This is a genomic window from Pseudomonas sp. C5pp (assembly GCF_000814065.1).
GTDB lineage: Bacteria > Pseudomonadota > Gammaproteobacteria > Pseudomonadales > Pseudomonadaceae > Aquipseudomonas > Aquipseudomonas asiatica.
Genome location: NZ_JWLN01000003.1, coordinates 1 through 14,720, shown reverse-complemented (window position 1 = coordinate 14,720; position 14,720 = coordinate 1). Strand labels below are relative to the sequence as shown.

Below are 14,720 nucleotides of genomic sequence, written 5' to 3'. Positions count from 1 at the left end.
CATTGCTGTCAGGGTTGCAGTTCGCGCACCGGTCGCACCTCGACACTGCCGACCCGTGCGGCGGGGATGCCCTTGGCGATGTTCAGCGCCTCGTTCAGGTCACGGGCTTCCACCAGGTAGAAGCCCGCCAACTGCTCCTTGGTCTCGGCGAACGGGCCGTCGGTCAGGCTCATGTGCCCGTTGCGCATGCGCACTGTGGTGGCGGTCTGCACCGGCTTCAGCGCCTCGGCCGCCAGCATTCGCCCGGAGCCTTGGATGGATTCGGCATACGCCATGCATTCGGCGTCTTCCGGGCTGTCGGGCAGGCTGTGCAACAGCCCCTCGTCACAATAGACCAGGCACAGGTATTTCATGGTCGCCTCCAGGGCATTGGCAAAGTGCGATTGGCGATAACGGCTCAGGGTTTGAGATCGAACAGGGCTTTCTGGGTTTCCATGTTGAATGGCGCCGACCAGTGTTCGTGGATTACCCGCCACTGACCACCTTGACGACGATAGCCCACGGTGGCGCGCATGAAGCCGCACTGGCTTTCGTTGTCCGCGGGGCCACAGCGGTTAAGCCAGTGGGCCAGGGCCAGGTCGCCAGCGGCATGCACGGTGAGTTCGGCGTATTCGAAAACCATGGGGCCGGGGCACATGCCCATGCACATTTCCCAGTGCGCCTGGTAGGTTGCCTTGCCCTTGAACTGCAGGGCCTGGATGGCATCGAAAGCGACGATGTCGTCGGCATAGGGAGCGATGATGTTGGGGATGTCGCGATCGCGCACGGCCTGCATCCAGCGCTCGATCAATTGGCGGATCTCGGTTTCGGCTGCGGTGCTCATCGGGGGTTCCTCCGACAGGTCATGGGTGATTGGGCACGGGGGGCAACGTGCTCTCACCTATGGTCGAACGGGGGACGGAGGAATCGACAGGTCGAGGAAATTATTCTGGGTTGGTTGTGGTTTGAAATGCATATGGGGGATTGCGTCGGGGCGACAACGTGCATGCCTTAGGTGATGTGGCGCCTGTGAGACCGAGCGCCGCGCGGGCCGCGCTCGGTCTCACAGGCGCTGAAAATGCTGTGGCAGGCCCTTGGCGGGCTCAGCCCTGCTGGCACCCCTCACCCATGGCACGGTACTGGATGGTGTGCACCTGGCCCTGGTGGTCTTCGTAGGTCATGGTCGCAGGTACCACTTCGCAGACGTTGGGGATGGTCGACAGGTTGATCACCCGCTTGATGTCCAGGTTCATGGAGTAGTCGTACTGCTGGGCGACGGGCTCGCTGGAGACGGGTCTGGCCTCATCGGCGAGGGCGAACGAGGACATACCGACCAATGCAAGAATCAGTAATGGTTTCATGTGAGTTTGCCTTTTGAGCATTCAAGCTGATCGATTGACTTCTATTGCCGTGCCCGGCGCGGAGAAGTTGCCATCTACGGTGAAGATGGCACGAAGTACCGATCCCGCTTCGTACTGCCAGTGGGGATGGCTAAAAGTCTACTCCCGGCCTGGAATAGTTGAACCCCGAACTCGGACATTCACCCTTGCCAGATATGCAACAATCTGCGACAAGTTCACCGCAAAACATCGGGCCAGAGCCTCTGGCCACCTTTCAGGGCAGGGCGCGCAATTTCTGAAAATTTGTACTGTTCGAAACTTTCGGCCCCGGAACGCCGGCTGCTGGATCACTTTTACCGCCAGCACGGCTCACGCATGCGTGCTGCGGGCGACGCTGAGCTATGGGTGGCGCGGGGTCCCGGCATCATCGCGGGCCTGAGCCTGAGCCCGGTGGGCGAAGGCTTCTGGCTGACCGGGTTATTCGTCGACCCGCAGCGGCGCAGCCAAGGGGTGGCCGGGCGGTTGGTCGAGGCGGCGCTGGCGCAGGTTGGCGGGCCCACCTGGCTGTTCTGCCACCCGGACCTTGCGCCCTTCTACCAGCGCTTGGGCTTCGACATCGCCCAGCAGCTGCCGGAAACCCTGGCTGGCCGCCTGCAGCGCTACCAGCGCAGCAAACGCCTGGTGGCACTGCAACGGGGTCAGTCGTCGCTGGCGTCGAGCCCGGGGAACAGCACCTCGGTGTAGCCGAACCGGGAAAAGTCCTGGATGCGTGACGGGTAAAGCCGGCCGATCAGGTGGTCGCATTCATGCTGCACCACCCGCGCATGGAAGCCGTCGGCAAAACGGTTGATCGGGTTGCCCCGGGGGTCGATGCCTTCATAGCAGATGTGCTTGAAACGCGGCACCACGCCGCGCAGGCCGGGCACCGACAGGCAGCCTTCCCAACCGTCCTCGATCTCGCTGGATGTGGGCGTGATGACCGGGTTGAGCAGGATAGTCTGCGGCACCGGTTCGGCATCCGGGTAACGCTCGCTGCGCTCGAAGCCGAAGATCACCAGCTGCAGGTCGATACCGATCTGTGGCGCGGCCAGGCCCACACCGCCCACATGGCGCATGGTTTCGAACATGTCGTCGATCAGTTGCTGCAGTTCGGCGCTGCCGAGCATGTGCTCGGGCACTGGCGGGGCGATGCGCAGCAGGCGTTCGTCGCCCATCTTGAGAATGTCACGGATCATCGGGGGTTCGGCTCTGAAGATTGGTGCTCGCTCGGAACGGGGTGCTCATGGCCCAGCACGGTAATGGTTTCGCGGGGTTTGTGCTCATCGACGTCCTTTTCGCCAGGGTTCTTGCCCTCGCTCGACATGTGCTCGATCACTGCGTTCATCTCCGCGCCCAGCAGCAAAACGGCGGCGGAGATATAGAAATACAGCAATAGCACGATGATTGCACCGATACTGCCGTACATGGCGTTGTAGTCGGCAAAGGTCTTCACGTAGTAGGCAAAGCCCAGCGACGCCAAGATCCACACCACCACCGCCAGCACCGAACCCGGGGTGATGAAGCGGAACTGCTGCTTGACATCGGGCATCACGTAGTAGATCAGCGCCACCGCCACCATCATCAGGATGATGATCGCCGGCCAGCGCAGGATGGTCCACACCGTGACGATCACCTCCTGCATGCCGACCTGGGCGGCAATCCACTCCATCACCTGCGGGCCCAGCACCATCAGCGCCGCTGCCACCAGCAACATGCCGGCAATGCCCACGGTATAGATGATCGACAACGGAATGCGCTTCCACACCGGGCGGCCCTCGGGCACATCGTAGGCGGCGTTCATCGCGCTCATCATCAGGCGCACACCGGCCGATGCGGTCCACAAGGCAATCACGATACCTACTGACAGCAGCCCGCCCTTGGACTGCTGCAACTGGTCGATCACCGGGTTGACCTGCTCCAGCGCCTGGGGTGGCAGCACCAGTTCCGATTGCAGGCGCAGCCAAGAGAAGAAGTCCGGCAGGTGCAGGAAACCGATCAGGGCGATCAGGAACAGCAGGAACGGGAACAACGAGAACAGCATCTGGTAGGCCAGTGCGGAAGCGTAGGTCGACATCTCGTCGTCGAGGAATTCCTTGACGGTGCGTACCAGCACGCGGTGCAGGGGCAGGCCGCGCAGGTCGGGGAAAATCATAGCGTCTCCTTTCGCCGCTTGATTCGTGAGTACCACGGGTAAGTCTAATAGACCATGCCGCTGCTGTGCTGATCCCGGCCATGCTGCAAGAATTTGCTTACGCCAGTAGCGGCCTGTTCGCGGGCACGCCCGCGAATAGGCCGGGACAGGCCACTCACATCAAGGCTTTTTCACCGCGTCCTTCACGTTGCCCTTGATCTGTTGCCCCTCGCCCTTGAGCTCCTGCGCCTCGCCCTCGGCCCGCAGCCGCTCGTTGTCGGTCACTTTGCCGACACCCTGCTTGACGTTGCCGATCGCTTCGTTGGCCAGGCCTTTCGCTTTGTCTTTGGTACCGCTCATGGCAAAACTCCTGCAATTGGGGGCACGTGGACCGTGCCGACAGTCGGTGGACCCGACGCCTTCGCCAAGCGTTCCAACAGTTTTTTCGCCTTCGAACCGAGCGGCAAGGCGGTTGGCAAACCTTGCCCCGCTACCCGCCACCCCTCACAATGCAGGCCTTCATAGCGTCAACCCGCAGGAACCTGCATGAAACTCGACAAACCCGCCGCCATCGCCCGGCGTAACGAAGCACTGGCCCGCCCGGTGCTGACCAGCAGCAACACCCTGTTCGCCATCCTCGACCGCAAGCGCAACCTGTGGTGGTTCGAGGTGCCGGTGGCGCTGCTGCGCAAGGGCCAGCCCGACTGGGTCAACCTGCTGCTGCACACCCCGGAAAGCGACGAGCTGCAGCACCTGAAGGTGCCGACCAACTTCCTGCGCGCTCACCAGGAACAGATGGAAGTGCGCAACCCCGGCAAGCGCCGCTCGACCATCAGCCTGGCCCTCAGCGCCGACCGCGACTCGCTGCTGCGCGACACCCGACCGGGTGGCGAGCAGCTGGACTTCCGTACCTTCGTGCAGGCCTGATCAGGCCTTTTCGATGCGATCGTCATGGATGACGATGCGGCCCTGCTTGAACAACCCGCCAATGGCCTTCTTGAAGTTGCCCTTGCTTACGTTGAACAGCTTGCTGATCAGCGCCGGGTCGCTCTTGTCGCACACCCCCAGCACCCCGCCTTCGGCCTCCAGGCGCGCCATGATCTGCTCCTGCAGGCTGTCGGCCAGGGCAGCACCCACCGGTTGCAGGCTCAAGGCGATCTTGCCATCCGCGCGCACTTCCTTGATGAAGCCCTTCTCGTGCATGCCCGAGCGCAGGAACTTGAACACCTCGTTCTTGTGGATCAGGCCCCAGTGGCGGTTGTTGATGATCGCCTTGAAGCCCATCGGTGTCTCGCCGGCCACCAGCAGCTCGACCGGCTGGCCCACCTGGTAGTCCGCCGGGGTGCGGTCCAGGTAGCGGTCCAGGCGTGAGGTGGCGGTGATGCGGCGGGTGCGCTTGTCGAGGTACACGTGTACCACGCAGTAGTCGCCGATTTTCAGCGGCCGCGCCTCTTCCGAGTACGGCATCAGCAGGTCCTTGGACAGGCCCCAGTCGAGGAAGATGCCGGCACCGTTGATATCCTTGACCTTGAGGCTGGCGAACTCGCCAACCTGCACCTTGGGCTTCTCGGTGGTGGCGATCAGCTGGTCTTCGCTGTCCAGGTAGATGAACACGTTCAGCCAGTCATCCACTTCGGTTTCGGCGTTTTTCGGGATGTAGCGCCCGGGCAGCAGGATCTCGCCGTCGGCGCCGCCGTCCAGGTACAGGCCGAAGTCCACGTGTTTCACGATTTGCAAACTGTTGTAACGCCCAAGCAGAGCCATTTCCGATGTTCCTCAAGACAAGGCGGCTATTCTACACCTGAAGCCAGCGCGCCGCCCGACCGCTGATGCAGTGGAACCGTCAGCGTCCCTCTTGCGTCTACCGACGGGCAAGCACCCGCAAGGAGCAGCCCATGCCGCTACGCCTGTCCAAAGCCCTGCTCGTCGCCATCGGCTGCGCCCTGGCCCTGGTCGCCTGCAGCCGTATCGACCTGGCCTACCGCAACCTCGACCGCCTGGTGCCGTGGTCGCTGGGCGACTACCTGGTCATGAACAGCGAGCAGAAGGCCATGCTTGACGACCGCCTGCGGGAGCACCTGGCCTGGCATTGCAAGACCCAGCTGCCTGGTTACCTCGACTGGCTGGACCGGGTACGCGGCATGGTCGCCGACGACCAGGTGACCGACCAATCCCTGCAGCAGCGTACCCGCGAAGCCCGCGAGGCGATTGGCCGGGTAGCCGAGGAAATCACCCCTTCGGCCACCGAGCTGCTGCGCGGCATGAGCGATGCCCAGGTGGCGGAGATGCGCGAGGCGTTCCGCGAAGACATCAGCGAACGGCAGAAGAAGTATGTGGATACGCCGCTGGAAAAGCAGATAGCCCGCCGTACCGAACGCATGGAGAAACGCCTGACGCCGTGGTTCGGCGAACTGACCGCGGTACAGAAGCAGCGCGTGCAGGCCTGGTCCCGGGCGCTGGGCGACCAGAACCGCGAATGGATCGCCAACCGCGCGCACTGGCAGCAGCAATTGCTGCTGGCGATGAACCAGCGCAACGACGCCAGCTTCGAGCCGCGCCTGGCAACGTTGTTGCAGCGCAAGGAGAGTTTGTGGACGCCGGAATACCGGGCGGCGTATCAGAATACCGAGCAGCAGGCGCGCAGCTTGCTGGTGGACCTGGTGCACCAGAGTACCCCGCAGCAGCGGCGGTACCTGCAGGAGCGGTTGGGCAAGGTGCGCACCGATTTCAGTGAATTGAAGTGTTTGAAAGGGTGACGGTGAAAAGCAGGCCCGGCCTCTTCGCGGGTAAACCCGCTCCCACAGGGACCCCACTGGTTTCGAATCCTGTGCCGTACCTGTGGGAGCGGGTTTACCCGCGAAGGGGCCGGGCCTGTTAAAGCACAGTCACCGCCCCTTGCGCCGATACGGAAACACATCGATCACCTTCCCGTCACGAATCGCCGCCTGCAGCCCCTTCCAGTAATCCGCGTCGTACAACTCCCCATGCAGGCGGCTGAACAAGCGCCGCTGGCCGATATCGGCAAACAGGAACGGCGGAAACTCCTCGGGGAACACGTCATGCGGCCCGATCGAGTACCACGGCTCGCCCGACATCTCGTCCTCCGGGTAACGCGGCGGCGGGATATGGCGGAAGTTCACCTCGGTCAGGAAGCTGATCTCGTCATAGTCATAGAACACCACCCGGCCATGGCGGGTTACGCCAAAGTTCTTCAGCAGCATGTCGCCAGGGAAGATATTCGCCGCCGCCAACTGCTTGATGGCCAGGCCGTAATCCTCCAGGGCCTCCAGCACCTGGCCCTCGCTGGCGTGTTCCAGGTACAGGTTCAGCGGCGTCATGCGCCGCTCGGTCCAGCAGTGGCGGATCAGCACCGTGTCACCCTCGAGCGCCACGGTCGATGGCGCCACCTCCAGCAGTTCGGCCAGGCATTCCGGCTCGAACTTGCTGCGCGGGAATCGAAAATCGGCGAACTCCTGGGTATCGGCCATGCGCCCGACGCGGTCGACGCTTTTCACCAGCCGGTACTTGTCTATCACCGTGGCACGGTCGACCGTCTTCGACGGTGAAAAACGGTCCTTGATGATCTTGAACACGGTGTTGAAGCCCGGCAGGGTGAACACGCTCATGACCATGCCGCGCACCCCGGGCGCCATGACGAAGCGGTCGTCGCTGCTGGCCAGGTGGTTGATCAGCGCCCGGTAGAACTCCGACTTGCCATGCTTGTAGAAACCGATGGAGGTATACAGCTCGGCAATGTGCTTGCCCGGCAAGATGCGTTTGAGGAAGTTGACGAACTCCGCCGGCACCGGCACATCGACCATGAAGTACGAGCGGGTGAAGGAAAAGATGATCGACACCTCGGCCTCGTCGGTGATCAGCGCATCGGCCTCGATACCGTGCCCTTCGCGGTGCAGCAGCGGGATTACCAGCGGCCACTGCTCATCGCTGTTGAACAGACGGCCGACCAGGTATGCACCCTTGTTGCGGTAAAGCACCGGCACAAACAGCTCCAACGCCAAGGTCGGGTCCTTGCATACCCAGTCCGGCAGGCAGTCGCGCAGCTGTTCCTCCAGGCGCACCAGGTCGCCCTCCAGGTCGCCGTACGGCACATCGAACGGGTAATCGCTGAACACCGCCCGCAGCAGGCCCTTGAGCCCACCGTCAGGCCGATAGGTACGGGTTTGCGCGGCGCGCTCACGGCTGCGCATGGACGGTCGGGTGGTGTGGATGAACATGCAGCCGTCGCTGATCAGGTCATGGCTGAACAGGCTGCAGAACAGCGAGTTGTACCAGGTCTCGGACAGCTCGTCGTCCAGCCTTGGGTCGATCAGGTGGATATAGGCGTTCTTCACCAACGGCCATTGCTCCACATCCAGCAGCACCTCCTCGGCAAAGCTCTGGCGCAGCCAGCCGTTGACCTCGGCGACCTTCTCTTCATAGAGATTGATACGGGCGGCGGCGGCACGCTGGATATCCTGCCAGCGCGCCTGCTCGAAGCGCTGGCGGGCACCGAGGGTGATGCGCTGGAAGTGGTCGCGGTAGTCGTCGAAGCCGGCAAGGATCGTCCGGGCGATTTCGACAGCGGGCCAGGGCTGGGGCATGCGAGGACCTCGGTGCAGGGGTGAGATACAGAGCTTAGTCTGCCTGTCCGGAATACGGCGCCTGTACCGGCCTCTTCGCGGGTAAACCCGCTCCCACAGGTTCTGTGCAGTGCTCGGCCCTGTGGAAATCCTGTGGGAGCGGGTTTACCCGCGAAGAGGCCGCCACAGGTTTACACCGCAAGAAAGCACAAGAATCCCCAGCCCCCCTGGCGTACACTCGCGCCCCTGCCCTGCCTCCGGAGACCGTTGTGAGCCCCATCGCCCTAGCCCGCCTGCTGACCCTTGCCGCCGTCTGGGGGGCGAGCTTCCTGTTCATGCGCATCATCGCCCCCGAACTGGGCACGGTGCCGACGGCGTTCTTCCGTGTGTCCATCGCCTGCCTGGGCCTGGTTGCACTGCTCGCTGCCGCCCGCGTGCGCTGGGACTTCCAGGGCAAGCTCGGGGCCTGCCTGGTGCTGGGCATGATCAATTCCGGTATCCCCGCCACGTTCTACTCCGTGGCCGCCCAGGTGCTGCCCGCCGGCTACTCGGCAATCTTCAACGCCACCACGCCGCTGATGGGTGTGCTGGTCGGCGTGCTGTTCTTCCGCGAACCGATGACCCTGGCCAAGCTCTGCGGCATCTTCCTCGGCCTGTTCGGCGTCGGCATCCTCAGCGGTGCCGGCCCGGTGGCCCTGGACCTGGCCTTGCTGCAAGGCGCCCTCGCCTGCCTGGCGGCCACCACCTGCTACGGCTTTGCCGGCTTCCTCGCCCGCCGCTGGGTCAGCGGGCTGGACAGCCGCCTGTCGGCACTGGGCAGCATGCTCGGCGCCACCCTGATGCTGAGCCCGCTGTTCGCTTGGAGCGCGCTGAGCCAGCCACCCGCCAGCTGGGGCGGCTGGCAGGTGTGGCTGTCGCTGCTCGGCCTGGGCCTGCTGTGCACAGCGTTCGCCTACATCCTGTACTTCCGCCTGCTGGAGGAGATCGGCCCGGTCAAGGCCAGTACCGTGACCTTCCTGATCCCGGTATTCGGCGTATTGTGGGGGGCATGGCTGCTGGCCGAGCCGCTGTCGATGGCGCACCTGTACGGCGGTCTGCTGATTGGCGTGGCATTGTGGCTGGTGCTGCGTCCGGCCCGCAGCTGAAGCGGGGTACACGATGAACGACGCGTACAAGAAGGTCCTGTTCCGCCTGGAGCAGGACGAAAACGGCTACCCGCCCGCCTCGGTCGAGGGCCTGTGGGCCAAGGCCGTGGAAGGCGGCTATGCCGTCGACAACATTCCCTTCCATGTCTACGGCATCGCCCCGGGCGACGTGATCGGCACACGTGAGGAAGCCGGCGAAACCTGGTTCGCCGAACTGCGCCGCAGCAGCGGCAGCTCGGTGTTCCGGGTGATCGTCAAGCCCCCGGAAACCCTGGACCAGGTACGCGCGGCCTTGCACGACTTCGGCTGCAACTGCGAAACCGAGCAGGCGGTGAAGATGCTGGCGGTCGAGGTCCCGCCGCAGCGCTCGCTCGACACCTTGCTCTACTACCTGCTCACCCAGCGCGAAGCCGGCCTGCTGGACTTCGAGGAAGGCGTACTGCGCCACGCCATCCCCGAAGAGTTCCGCTAGGGCCTATGCCTCGGCCAGGCGCGCGGCGGGCTTGCGGAACACGAACAGCAGGCCCACCACGATCAGCCCCATGCCCAGCAGGCTGAGCGGCGCCAGGCGGTTGCCGAAGATCAGCAGGTCCATCACCGCGGTCACTGCCGGCACCAGGTAGAACAGGCTGGTGACATTGACCAGGTTACCCTTGGCGATCAGCCGGTAAAGCAGCAGGGTCGCCAGCAGCGAGACCACCAGCCCCATCCACAGCAGCGCGCCGACGAAACCGCCAGTCCACTCCACATGCAGCGGCTGCAGCGGCGCGAACAGCGCGCACATGGCAAAGCCGGCCAGGTACTGCAGCGGCAGCGTGCCCATGGGGTTGTCGGTGATGCGCTTCTGCAGGATCGAGCCGCAGGTCATGCTGCCCAGCGCCAGCAAGGCGAACAACATCCCCGCCAGCGATACCCCGCCCAGGTTGATGCCCTGGTAGACCACCATGATCAACCCGCCAAGCCCCAACCCGAGGCCGAACAAACGGCCCCAGGAGCGCTGGCGCTCCATCAGCACCACGGTCAGGATCGGTTGTACCCCCATCACCGTGGCCATGATGCCGGGGGTGACATCGGTATCGAGCGCCAGCAGGTAGAAGATCTGGTAAGCGCCGAGCAGCACACAGCCAGTGCCCAGGGCCCGCAGGATGGCCCCGCGACTGCGCGGCCAGCGCAGCCCCAGCAATGGGCCGATCAGCAGCAGGCCGGCCAGGGCCAGCGCCGAGCGCAACAGCAGGAAGGCAAACGGGCTGGCATGCGCCAGGCCGAGCTTGGAGACGATCGCCCCGCTGCTCCACAGCAGGACGAACAGGCTGGTAGTGGCCGCCGAGGCCACGGATGCTTTGCTAAAGACAGACATGTATTGCCACCTGATATAAGGCGAATAAGCCAGACGGACGGCGTGCGCTTCAGCGTGGGAAGTCGCCGACCGTGTTCAGTAGGTTGCGTGTGCGAAGGGATGCGGCCAGAAGCCGATCAGCCCAGCACGACCACGCAAGGAGGCGGAGCTACGCCGCCTACGACGCCACTGACAGGTGGTGGTGGATAGTGACTGATCATCGCCGGCTGCTGGCAGCCACGCACGACCATGCCCGCGACTGGCGCGATGGCAAAGCTTGTGGTGGATGGGTTGGCTGGCATGAACAGGTCTTCGGGAAGAGAACAGTGGGCTGGACTATAGCCCGGTGTTTCCTGGCTGGCAACTACCCCGCCGGCCACAATCCCGTGTAGGAGCGGCCTTGTGTCGCGAGGGGGCGCGAAGCGGCCCCAGTTCTTTGCATCCACGCCGATATTGCCGGGGCCGCTTTGCGGCCCATCGCCGGCAAGCCGGGCTCCCACAAGTACGGCGCAGAACTCAAGATTTTCGCAGTCCCTGTGGGAGCCTGGCTTGCCGGCGATGGGCTGCGCAGCAGCCCCAGTGACGTTAACTGGCTGGTAAGGGGTCGCGTGTGTATTGGTTAATTTCTCACCACCCCGATTCGTCTGAATGCGAAACGCAGCCCGCATTCACCCGTTTCGAGGACCACCGATGAACGTATCCGCCCGGCTCTACCGGCCAGCCCAGATCACCTGCCTGCTGCTGGTCAGCGCCTACGCCCATGCCGCCAAGCCCGGCGACGTGTTCAAGGATTGCAAGGACTGCCCCGAAATGGTCGTGCTGCCCGCCGGCAGCTACGTGATGGGGCCCCCGACGATGAAGTCGGCCGCCAGCCCGACGAGGGCCCGCTGCACACCGTGACCTTCGCCAAGCCCTTCGCCATGAGCCGCTACCAGGTCACCGCCGGCGAACTGGACGCCTACATCAAGGCCACCGGCACCGTCATCAAGAGCGGCGACGACCGCCCCGGCCGCTGGTGCGAAGCCAGCAAGCCCAGCTACAAGCAAGGCCCCCGCCAGCCGGCGGTGTGCATCGACTACGACGAAGTGCAGGCCTACACCCGATGGCTGGCGAAAACCACCGGCAAGCCGTACCGCATGGTCAGCGAAGCCGAACGCGAATATGCCGCCCGTGGCGGTTCCAGCGGCCCGTTCCCCTTCCCCTTCGACGAACCTGGCAAATACGAGATCAGCAAGCACGCCAACACCTATGGCCCCAAGGACGGTTACGCCTTCACCGCCCCGGTGGGCAGCTACCCGCCCAATGCCTTCGGCATGTACGACATGCACGGCAACGTCTACGAATGGGTCGCCGACTGCTACCACGACAGCTACAAAGACGCCCCTACCGACGGCAGTGCCTGGATCCAGGACCCCAAGTGCATCCGCGCGCACATGCGCGGCAACGACTGGGGCGAGCCGCCGATCTTCTCCCGCTCGGCCAACCGCAACGACCGCCTCAAGACCACCCGCGGTGACTTCCTCGGCTTTCGCGTAGCACGCGAACTGTGAAGTTGTGACGCGGTTAACGCAGCATCGCCCAAAAAAATCGCCAATAAGAATCGTTCCGGTTTTTCACAGGTGCTGCGTCATATAGCTGACATAGAAAAAAACCCCTCTGCCAACGAGACCGCAATAGATGTCCAAGTCCCTCCCCGGCTCGCTCAACCCGCTTGCCAAAGCACTACTGATCCGTCATTCCCTTCGTCCCCAGCGCGCGTTCACACGCATCGGCCTGGGCCTGGCGATATCCGCTGCGATGGTTGCCCAGGTGCAGGCGCAGGAGTGGACGCTGGATATTCCCGCGCAGTCGATGAACTCGGCGTTGCAGGCACTGGCCAGGCAGACCGATACCCAGTTGCTGTACAGCCCGGAAGATATCGGTGGCCTGCGCTCCTCCGCACTCAAAGGGCGCCACGATCTCGCTTCGTCCCTGCGCATCCTGCTGGGCGGCAGCGGGCTGCGTTATCAGATCGACGGCAACACCGTGACGGTAACAGCGGGTTCAGCCGCAAAGGACGGCCAGGTCGAGCTTTCGGCGACCAACGTCAATAGCGTGGGCCTGGGGGCCACTACCGAAGGCACGGGTTCCTACACCACCGGCGTGACCAGCACGGCCACCCGCATGAACCTGTCGATACGCGAAACACCGCAAAGCATCAGCGTCATCACCCGCCAGCAAATGGACGACCAGCACCTGGCGACCATTACCGACGTGCTGAAGCAGAACCCGGGCATCACCATGTCCCAGGACGGTGGCGAGCGCTTTCACATCTATTCGCGCGGCTCGGAAATCAGCACCTACCAGCTCGATGGCGTGAACACCACGCAAGACTATCTGACGCGCAACATGCCCAACACCCTGATGGACATGGCCATGTTCGACCGCATCGAGATCGTCCGCGGCGCCACTGGCCTGATGACCGGTGCGGGCGAGCCCAACGGTGTGGTCAACATGGTACGCAAGCGCCCCACGCGTGAATTCCAGTCGTATGTGCAGGCCGGTGTGGGCTCGTGGGACTACTATCGCACCGAGGCCGACGTGTCCGGCCCGCTGATCGAAAGCGGCAAGCTGCGCGGCCGCCTGGTGGCCGCCAAGCAGAGCAACCAGAGCTACATGGACTGGTACAGCCAGGACCGTGACCTGGTCTACGGCGTGCTCGAAGCAGACCTGACCGATACCACCACCGTGCGCTTCGGCATGGACTACCAGACCTACGACGCCAATGGCGCGCCAGGTGTGCCGTTGTTCTTCAGCAATGGCCAGCCCACCAACTTCTCCCGCTCGACCAGTTCCGGGCCGCGCTGGATGTATGAAGACTACACCACCAAGAACTACTCCTTCGGCCTGGACCAGGAGCTTGGCAATGGTTGGCAGTTGAAGATGGCCGGCAACTACATGGATGTCGATCGCGACTCGCTGTCGGCGTTCTACCGCACCGGTGCGGGCGTATCTACCCTCGATCAAGCCACCGGCAACGCCAAGTCCGACCTGCTGCAAGTCGATGCCCACCAGGTTCAGCGGGGCATGAACATCACGCTGCAGGGGCCTTTCGAGCTGTTTGGCCAGACCCACGAACTGGTTACCGGCTTCGACTACATGGATTACGAGAACAACCACTTCACCGGGACAGCTGGGGAAGCCACATTCAACTTCTACACCTGGGGCAACCGCATACCGCAACCTGGCAACTATTCGCCACTGCTGGACTATGACCTGACCATCCGCCAGACCGGCTACTTCATTGCCACCCGGCTCAACTTCACCGACGACCTGCACATGATTCTCGGTGCCCGTACCACCAATTACCGCTCGGACTCGAACCAGGTGGTGTTGACCACTGGCAACGGCAACCCCACGCAACTGAATGAGCACGGAGAGGTAACACCGTACGCCGGCCTGATCTACGACCTGACCGATGAGCAATCGGTGTACGCCAGCTACACCGATATCTTCAAGCCCCAGACCAGCCGCGACCGTACCGGCAAGGTGCTGGACCCTGTGATCGGGCAGAACTATGAAATGGGCTGGAAAGGTGAGTTCTACGATGGTCGCCTGAACGCCAACGCGGCGATCTACCTCATCAAGCGCGACAACCTTGCAGAGGAAGACACCGGTTTCAGCGTACCGGGCGTGCCTAACTCCACCGCTTACCGCGCGGTCAGCGGCGCCGAAACCAAGGGCATTGATCTTGAACTGTCCGGCGAAGTGGCTCGCGGGCTTGAAGTTCATACCGGTTACAGCCACTCCCGCACGGAAGATGCCAATGGCACTCGGCTGACGTCTCAACTGCCGCTGGATACATTCCGCCTGTGGACTACCTACCGCCTGCCCGGCGAATGGGAGCGCCTGACTGTTGGTGGTGGGGTCAACTGGAACTCCCAGCAATCCCTGGCCACCCGCTACAACACGCGCATCACCCAGGAAGACTACGCCGTGGCCAGCCTGATGGCCCGCTACAAGATCAGCGAGCACCTGGCCGCCACGCTGAACGTGGACAACCTGTTCGACAAGAAATACTACGCAGGCCTGGCCGGCAACTATGGCCACTATGGCGCGCCGAGGAACGCGACGCTGAACCTGCGCTACGATTTCTGATCAGCTGAACGAAAAAAGGCGACCCTGGAGGTT

At 63.3% G+C, this 14,720-nt stretch carries 16 protein-coding genes and 1 pseudogene; 7 read left to right on the top strand and 10 right to left on the bottom strand.

Going from position 1 to position 14,720, the window contains the following annotated elements; all coding sequences use genetic code 11:
* Positions 1 to 8: 8 nt before the first annotated feature.
* The 3 genes from RR51_RS02960 to RR51_RS02950 all read right to left on the bottom strand — a co-directional run bounded on the left by RR51_RS02960 (position 9) and on the right by RR51_RS02950 (position 1,340).
* A complete protein-coding gene (locus RR51_RS02960; RefSeq protein WP_013973721.1) occupies positions 9 to 353 on the bottom strand; it encodes a YciI family protein in 345 nt (114 codons plus the stop codon).
* A 44-nt stretch (positions 354 to 397) separates the two neighbouring features.
* Complete coding sequence (locus RR51_RS02955; RefSeq protein WP_039612576.1) at positions 398 to 823, bottom strand: YybH family protein; 426 nt, start codon at positions 821 to 823, stop codon at positions 398 to 400.
* Positions 824 to 1,082: 259 nt separating this feature from the next.
* Positions 1,083 to 1,340 (bottom strand): DUF2790 domain-containing protein, encoded by a 258-nt coding sequence (locus tag RR51_RS02950; RefSeq protein ID WP_004375752.1) that lies wholly within the window; start codon positions 1,338 to 1,340, stop codon positions 1,083 to 1,085.
* 354 nt (positions 1,341 to 1,694) lie between these two features.
* Here RR51_RS02950 and RR51_RS02945 point away from each other — a divergent pair, with 354 nt between their 5' ends.
* Positions 1,695 to 2,063 carry a GNAT family N-acetyltransferase gene (locus RR51_RS02945; protein WP_039612575.1) on the top strand — a complete coding sequence of 123 codons (369 nt, stop codon included), beginning with the start codon at positions 1,695 to 1,697 and terminating at the stop codon, positions 2,061 to 2,063.
* Here the strand turns inward: RR51_RS02945 and def are convergent.
* The 3 genes from def to RR51_RS02930 form a co-directional block, all read right to left on the bottom strand.
* Positions 2,018 to 2,554 (bottom strand): peptide deformylase, encoded by a 537-nt coding sequence (gene def, locus RR51_RS02940; protein ID WP_039612574.1) that lies wholly within the window; start codon positions 2,552 to 2,554, stop codon positions 2,018 to 2,020. The genes RR51_RS02945 and def overlap by 46 nt on opposite strands.
* The gene (locus tag RR51_RS02935; RefSeq protein WP_013973725.1) at positions 2,551 to 3,510 is read right to left on the bottom strand and encodes a YihY/virulence factor BrkB family protein; all 960 of its coding nucleotides are present in this window, start codon (positions 3,508 to 3,510) and stop codon (positions 2,551 to 2,553) included. The genes def and RR51_RS02935 overlap by 4 nt, the downstream gene beginning before the upstream one ends.
* Before the next feature lie 159 nt (positions 3,511 to 3,669).
* Positions 3,670 to 3,849, bottom strand: coding sequence for a CsbD family protein (locus RR51_RS02930; protein WP_015271319.1), 180 nt, complete (start codon positions 3,847 to 3,849; stop codon positions 3,670 to 3,672).
* 186 nt (positions 3,850 to 4,035) lie between these two features.
* Here RR51_RS02930 and RR51_RS02925 point away from each other — a divergent pair, with 186 nt between their 5' ends.
* Positions 4,036 to 4,416, top strand: coding sequence for a hypothetical protein (locus tag RR51_RS02925; protein WP_013973727.1), 381 nt, complete (start codon positions 4,036 to 4,038; stop codon positions 4,414 to 4,416).
* Here RR51_RS02925 and RR51_RS02920 read toward each other — a convergent pair whose 3' ends face one another.
* Positions 4,417 to 5,253: a CvfB family protein gene (locus tag RR51_RS02920; RefSeq protein ID WP_013973728.1), complete on the bottom strand. Its 837-nt coding sequence runs from the start codon at positions 5,251 to 5,253 to the stop codon at positions 4,417 to 4,419.
* A 131-nt stretch (positions 5,254 to 5,384) separates the two neighbouring features.
* On the opposite strand from RR51_RS02920, the gene RR51_RS02915 reads away from it, so the two are divergent.
* Positions 5,385 to 6,245, top strand: a complete 861-nt coding sequence (locus RR51_RS02915; protein WP_039612573.1) for a DUF6279 family lipoprotein — start codon at positions 5,385 to 5,387, stop codon at positions 6,243 to 6,245.
* 129 nt (positions 6,246 to 6,374) lie between these two features.
* Here the strand turns inward: RR51_RS02915 and aceK are convergent, their stop codons facing one another.
* On the bottom strand, positions 6,375 to 8,090 hold the full coding sequence (gene aceK, locus RR51_RS02910; RefSeq protein WP_039612572.1) for a bifunctional isocitrate dehydrogenase kinase/phosphatase: 1,716 nt from the start codon (positions 8,088 to 8,090) through the stop codon (positions 6,375 to 6,377).
* A gap of 248 nt (positions 8,091 to 8,338) precedes the next feature.
* On the opposite strand from aceK, the gene RR51_RS02905 reads away from it, so the two are divergent.
* On the top strand, positions 8,339 to 9,214 hold the full coding sequence (locus RR51_RS02905; protein ID WP_039612571.1) for a DMT family transporter: 876 nt from the start codon (positions 8,339 to 8,341) through the stop codon (positions 9,212 to 9,214).
* A 13-nt stretch (positions 9,215 to 9,227) separates the two neighbouring features.
* Positions 9,228 to 9,686: a DUF4265 domain-containing protein gene (locus RR51_RS02900; RefSeq protein ID WP_015271322.1), complete on the top strand. Its 459-nt coding sequence runs from the start codon at positions 9,228 to 9,230 to the stop codon at positions 9,684 to 9,686.
* Between the two features lie 3 nt (positions 9,687 to 9,689).
* Here the strand turns inward: RR51_RS02900 and RR51_RS02895 are convergent, their stop codons facing one another.
* Both RR51_RS02895 and RR51_RS31165 read right to left on the bottom strand, forming a co-directional pair.
* On the bottom strand, positions 9,690 to 10,571 hold the full coding sequence (locus tag RR51_RS02895) for a DMT family transporter (protein WP_039612570.1): 882 nt from the start codon (positions 10,569 to 10,571) through the stop codon (positions 9,690 to 9,692).
* Between the two features lie 116 nt (positions 10,572 to 10,687).
* Positions 10,688 to 10,852 carry a hypothetical protein gene (locus RR51_RS31165; protein ID WP_177328635.1) on the bottom strand — a complete coding sequence of 55 codons (165 nt, stop codon included), beginning with the start codon at positions 10,850 to 10,852 and terminating at the stop codon, positions 10,688 to 10,690.
* 388 nt (positions 10,853 to 11,240) lie between these two features.
* On the opposite strand from RR51_RS31165, the pseudogene pvdO reads away from it, so the two are divergent.
* Both pvdO and RR51_RS02885 read left to right on the top strand, forming a co-directional pair.
* A pseudogene (gene pvdO / locus RR51_RS02890) lies at positions 11,241 to 12,100 on the top strand (dihydropyoverdine dehydrogenase).
* A gap of 127 nt (positions 12,101 to 12,227) precedes the next feature.
* Complete coding sequence (locus RR51_RS02885; protein WP_039612569.1) at positions 12,228 to 14,687, top strand: TonB-dependent siderophore receptor; 2,460 nt, start codon at positions 12,228 to 12,230, stop codon at positions 14,685 to 14,687.
* Positions 14,688 to 14,720: the final 33 nt, after the last annotated feature.

Excerpts from the sequence above, each read along its gene's own strand:
- RR51_RS02900 (WP_015271322.1), top strand. The coding sequence starts at position 9,228 with ATGAACGACGCGTACAAGAAGGTCCTGTTCCGCCTGGAGCAGGACGAA.
- RR51_RS02925 (WP_013973727.1), top strand. The coding sequence starts at position 4,036 with ATGAAACTCGACAAACCCGCCGCCATCGCCCGGCGTAACGAAGCACTG.
- RR51_RS31165 (WP_177328635.1), bottom strand. The coding sequence starts at position 10,852 with ATGCCAGCCAACCCATCCACCACAAGCTTTGCCATCGCGCCAGTCGCG.
- RR51_RS02885 (WP_039612569.1), top strand. The coding sequence starts at position 12,228 with ATGTCCAAGTCCCTCCCCGGCTCGCTCAACCCGCTTGCCAAAGCACTA.
- aceK (WP_039612572.1), bottom strand. The coding sequence starts at position 8,090 with ATGCCCCAGCCCTGGCCCGCTGTCGAAATCGCCCGGACGATCCTTGCC.
- RR51_RS02935 (WP_013973725.1), bottom strand. The coding sequence starts at position 3,510 with ATGATTTTCCCCGACCTGCGCGGCCTGCCCCTGCACCGCGTGCTGGTA.
- RR51_RS02945 (WP_039612575.1), top strand. The coding sequence starts at position 1,695 with ATGCGTGCTGCGGGCGACGCTGAGCTATGGGTGGCGCGGGGTCCCGGC.
- def (WP_039612574.1), bottom strand. The coding sequence starts at position 2,554 with ATGATCCGTGACATTCTCAAGATGGGCGACGAACGCCTGCTGCGCATC.
- RR51_RS02950 (WP_004375752.1), bottom strand. The coding sequence starts at position 1,340 with ATGAAACCATTACTGATTCTTGCATTGGTCGGTATGTCCTCGTTCGCC.
- RR51_RS02930 (WP_015271319.1), bottom strand. The coding sequence starts at position 3,849 with ATGAGCGGTACCAAAGACAAAGCGAAAGGCCTGGCCAACGAAGCGATC.
- RR51_RS02960 (WP_013973721.1), bottom strand. The coding sequence starts at position 353 with ATGAAATACCTGTGCCTGGTCTATTGTGACGAGGGGCTGTTGCACAGC.
- RR51_RS02895 (WP_039612570.1), bottom strand. The coding sequence starts at position 10,571 with ATGTCTGTCTTTAGCAAAGCATCCGTGGCCTCGGCGGCCACTACCAGC.
- RR51_RS02915 (WP_039612573.1), top strand. The coding sequence starts at position 5,385 with ATGCCGCTACGCCTGTCCAAAGCCCTGCTCGTCGCCATCGGCTGCGCC.
- RR51_RS02920 (WP_013973728.1), bottom strand. The coding sequence starts at position 5,253 with ATGGCTCTGCTTGGGCGTTACAACAGTTTGCAAATCGTGAAACACGTG.
- RR51_RS02955 (WP_039612576.1), bottom strand. The coding sequence starts at position 823 with ATGAGCACCGCAGCCGAAACCGAGATCCGCCAATTGATCGAGCGCTGG.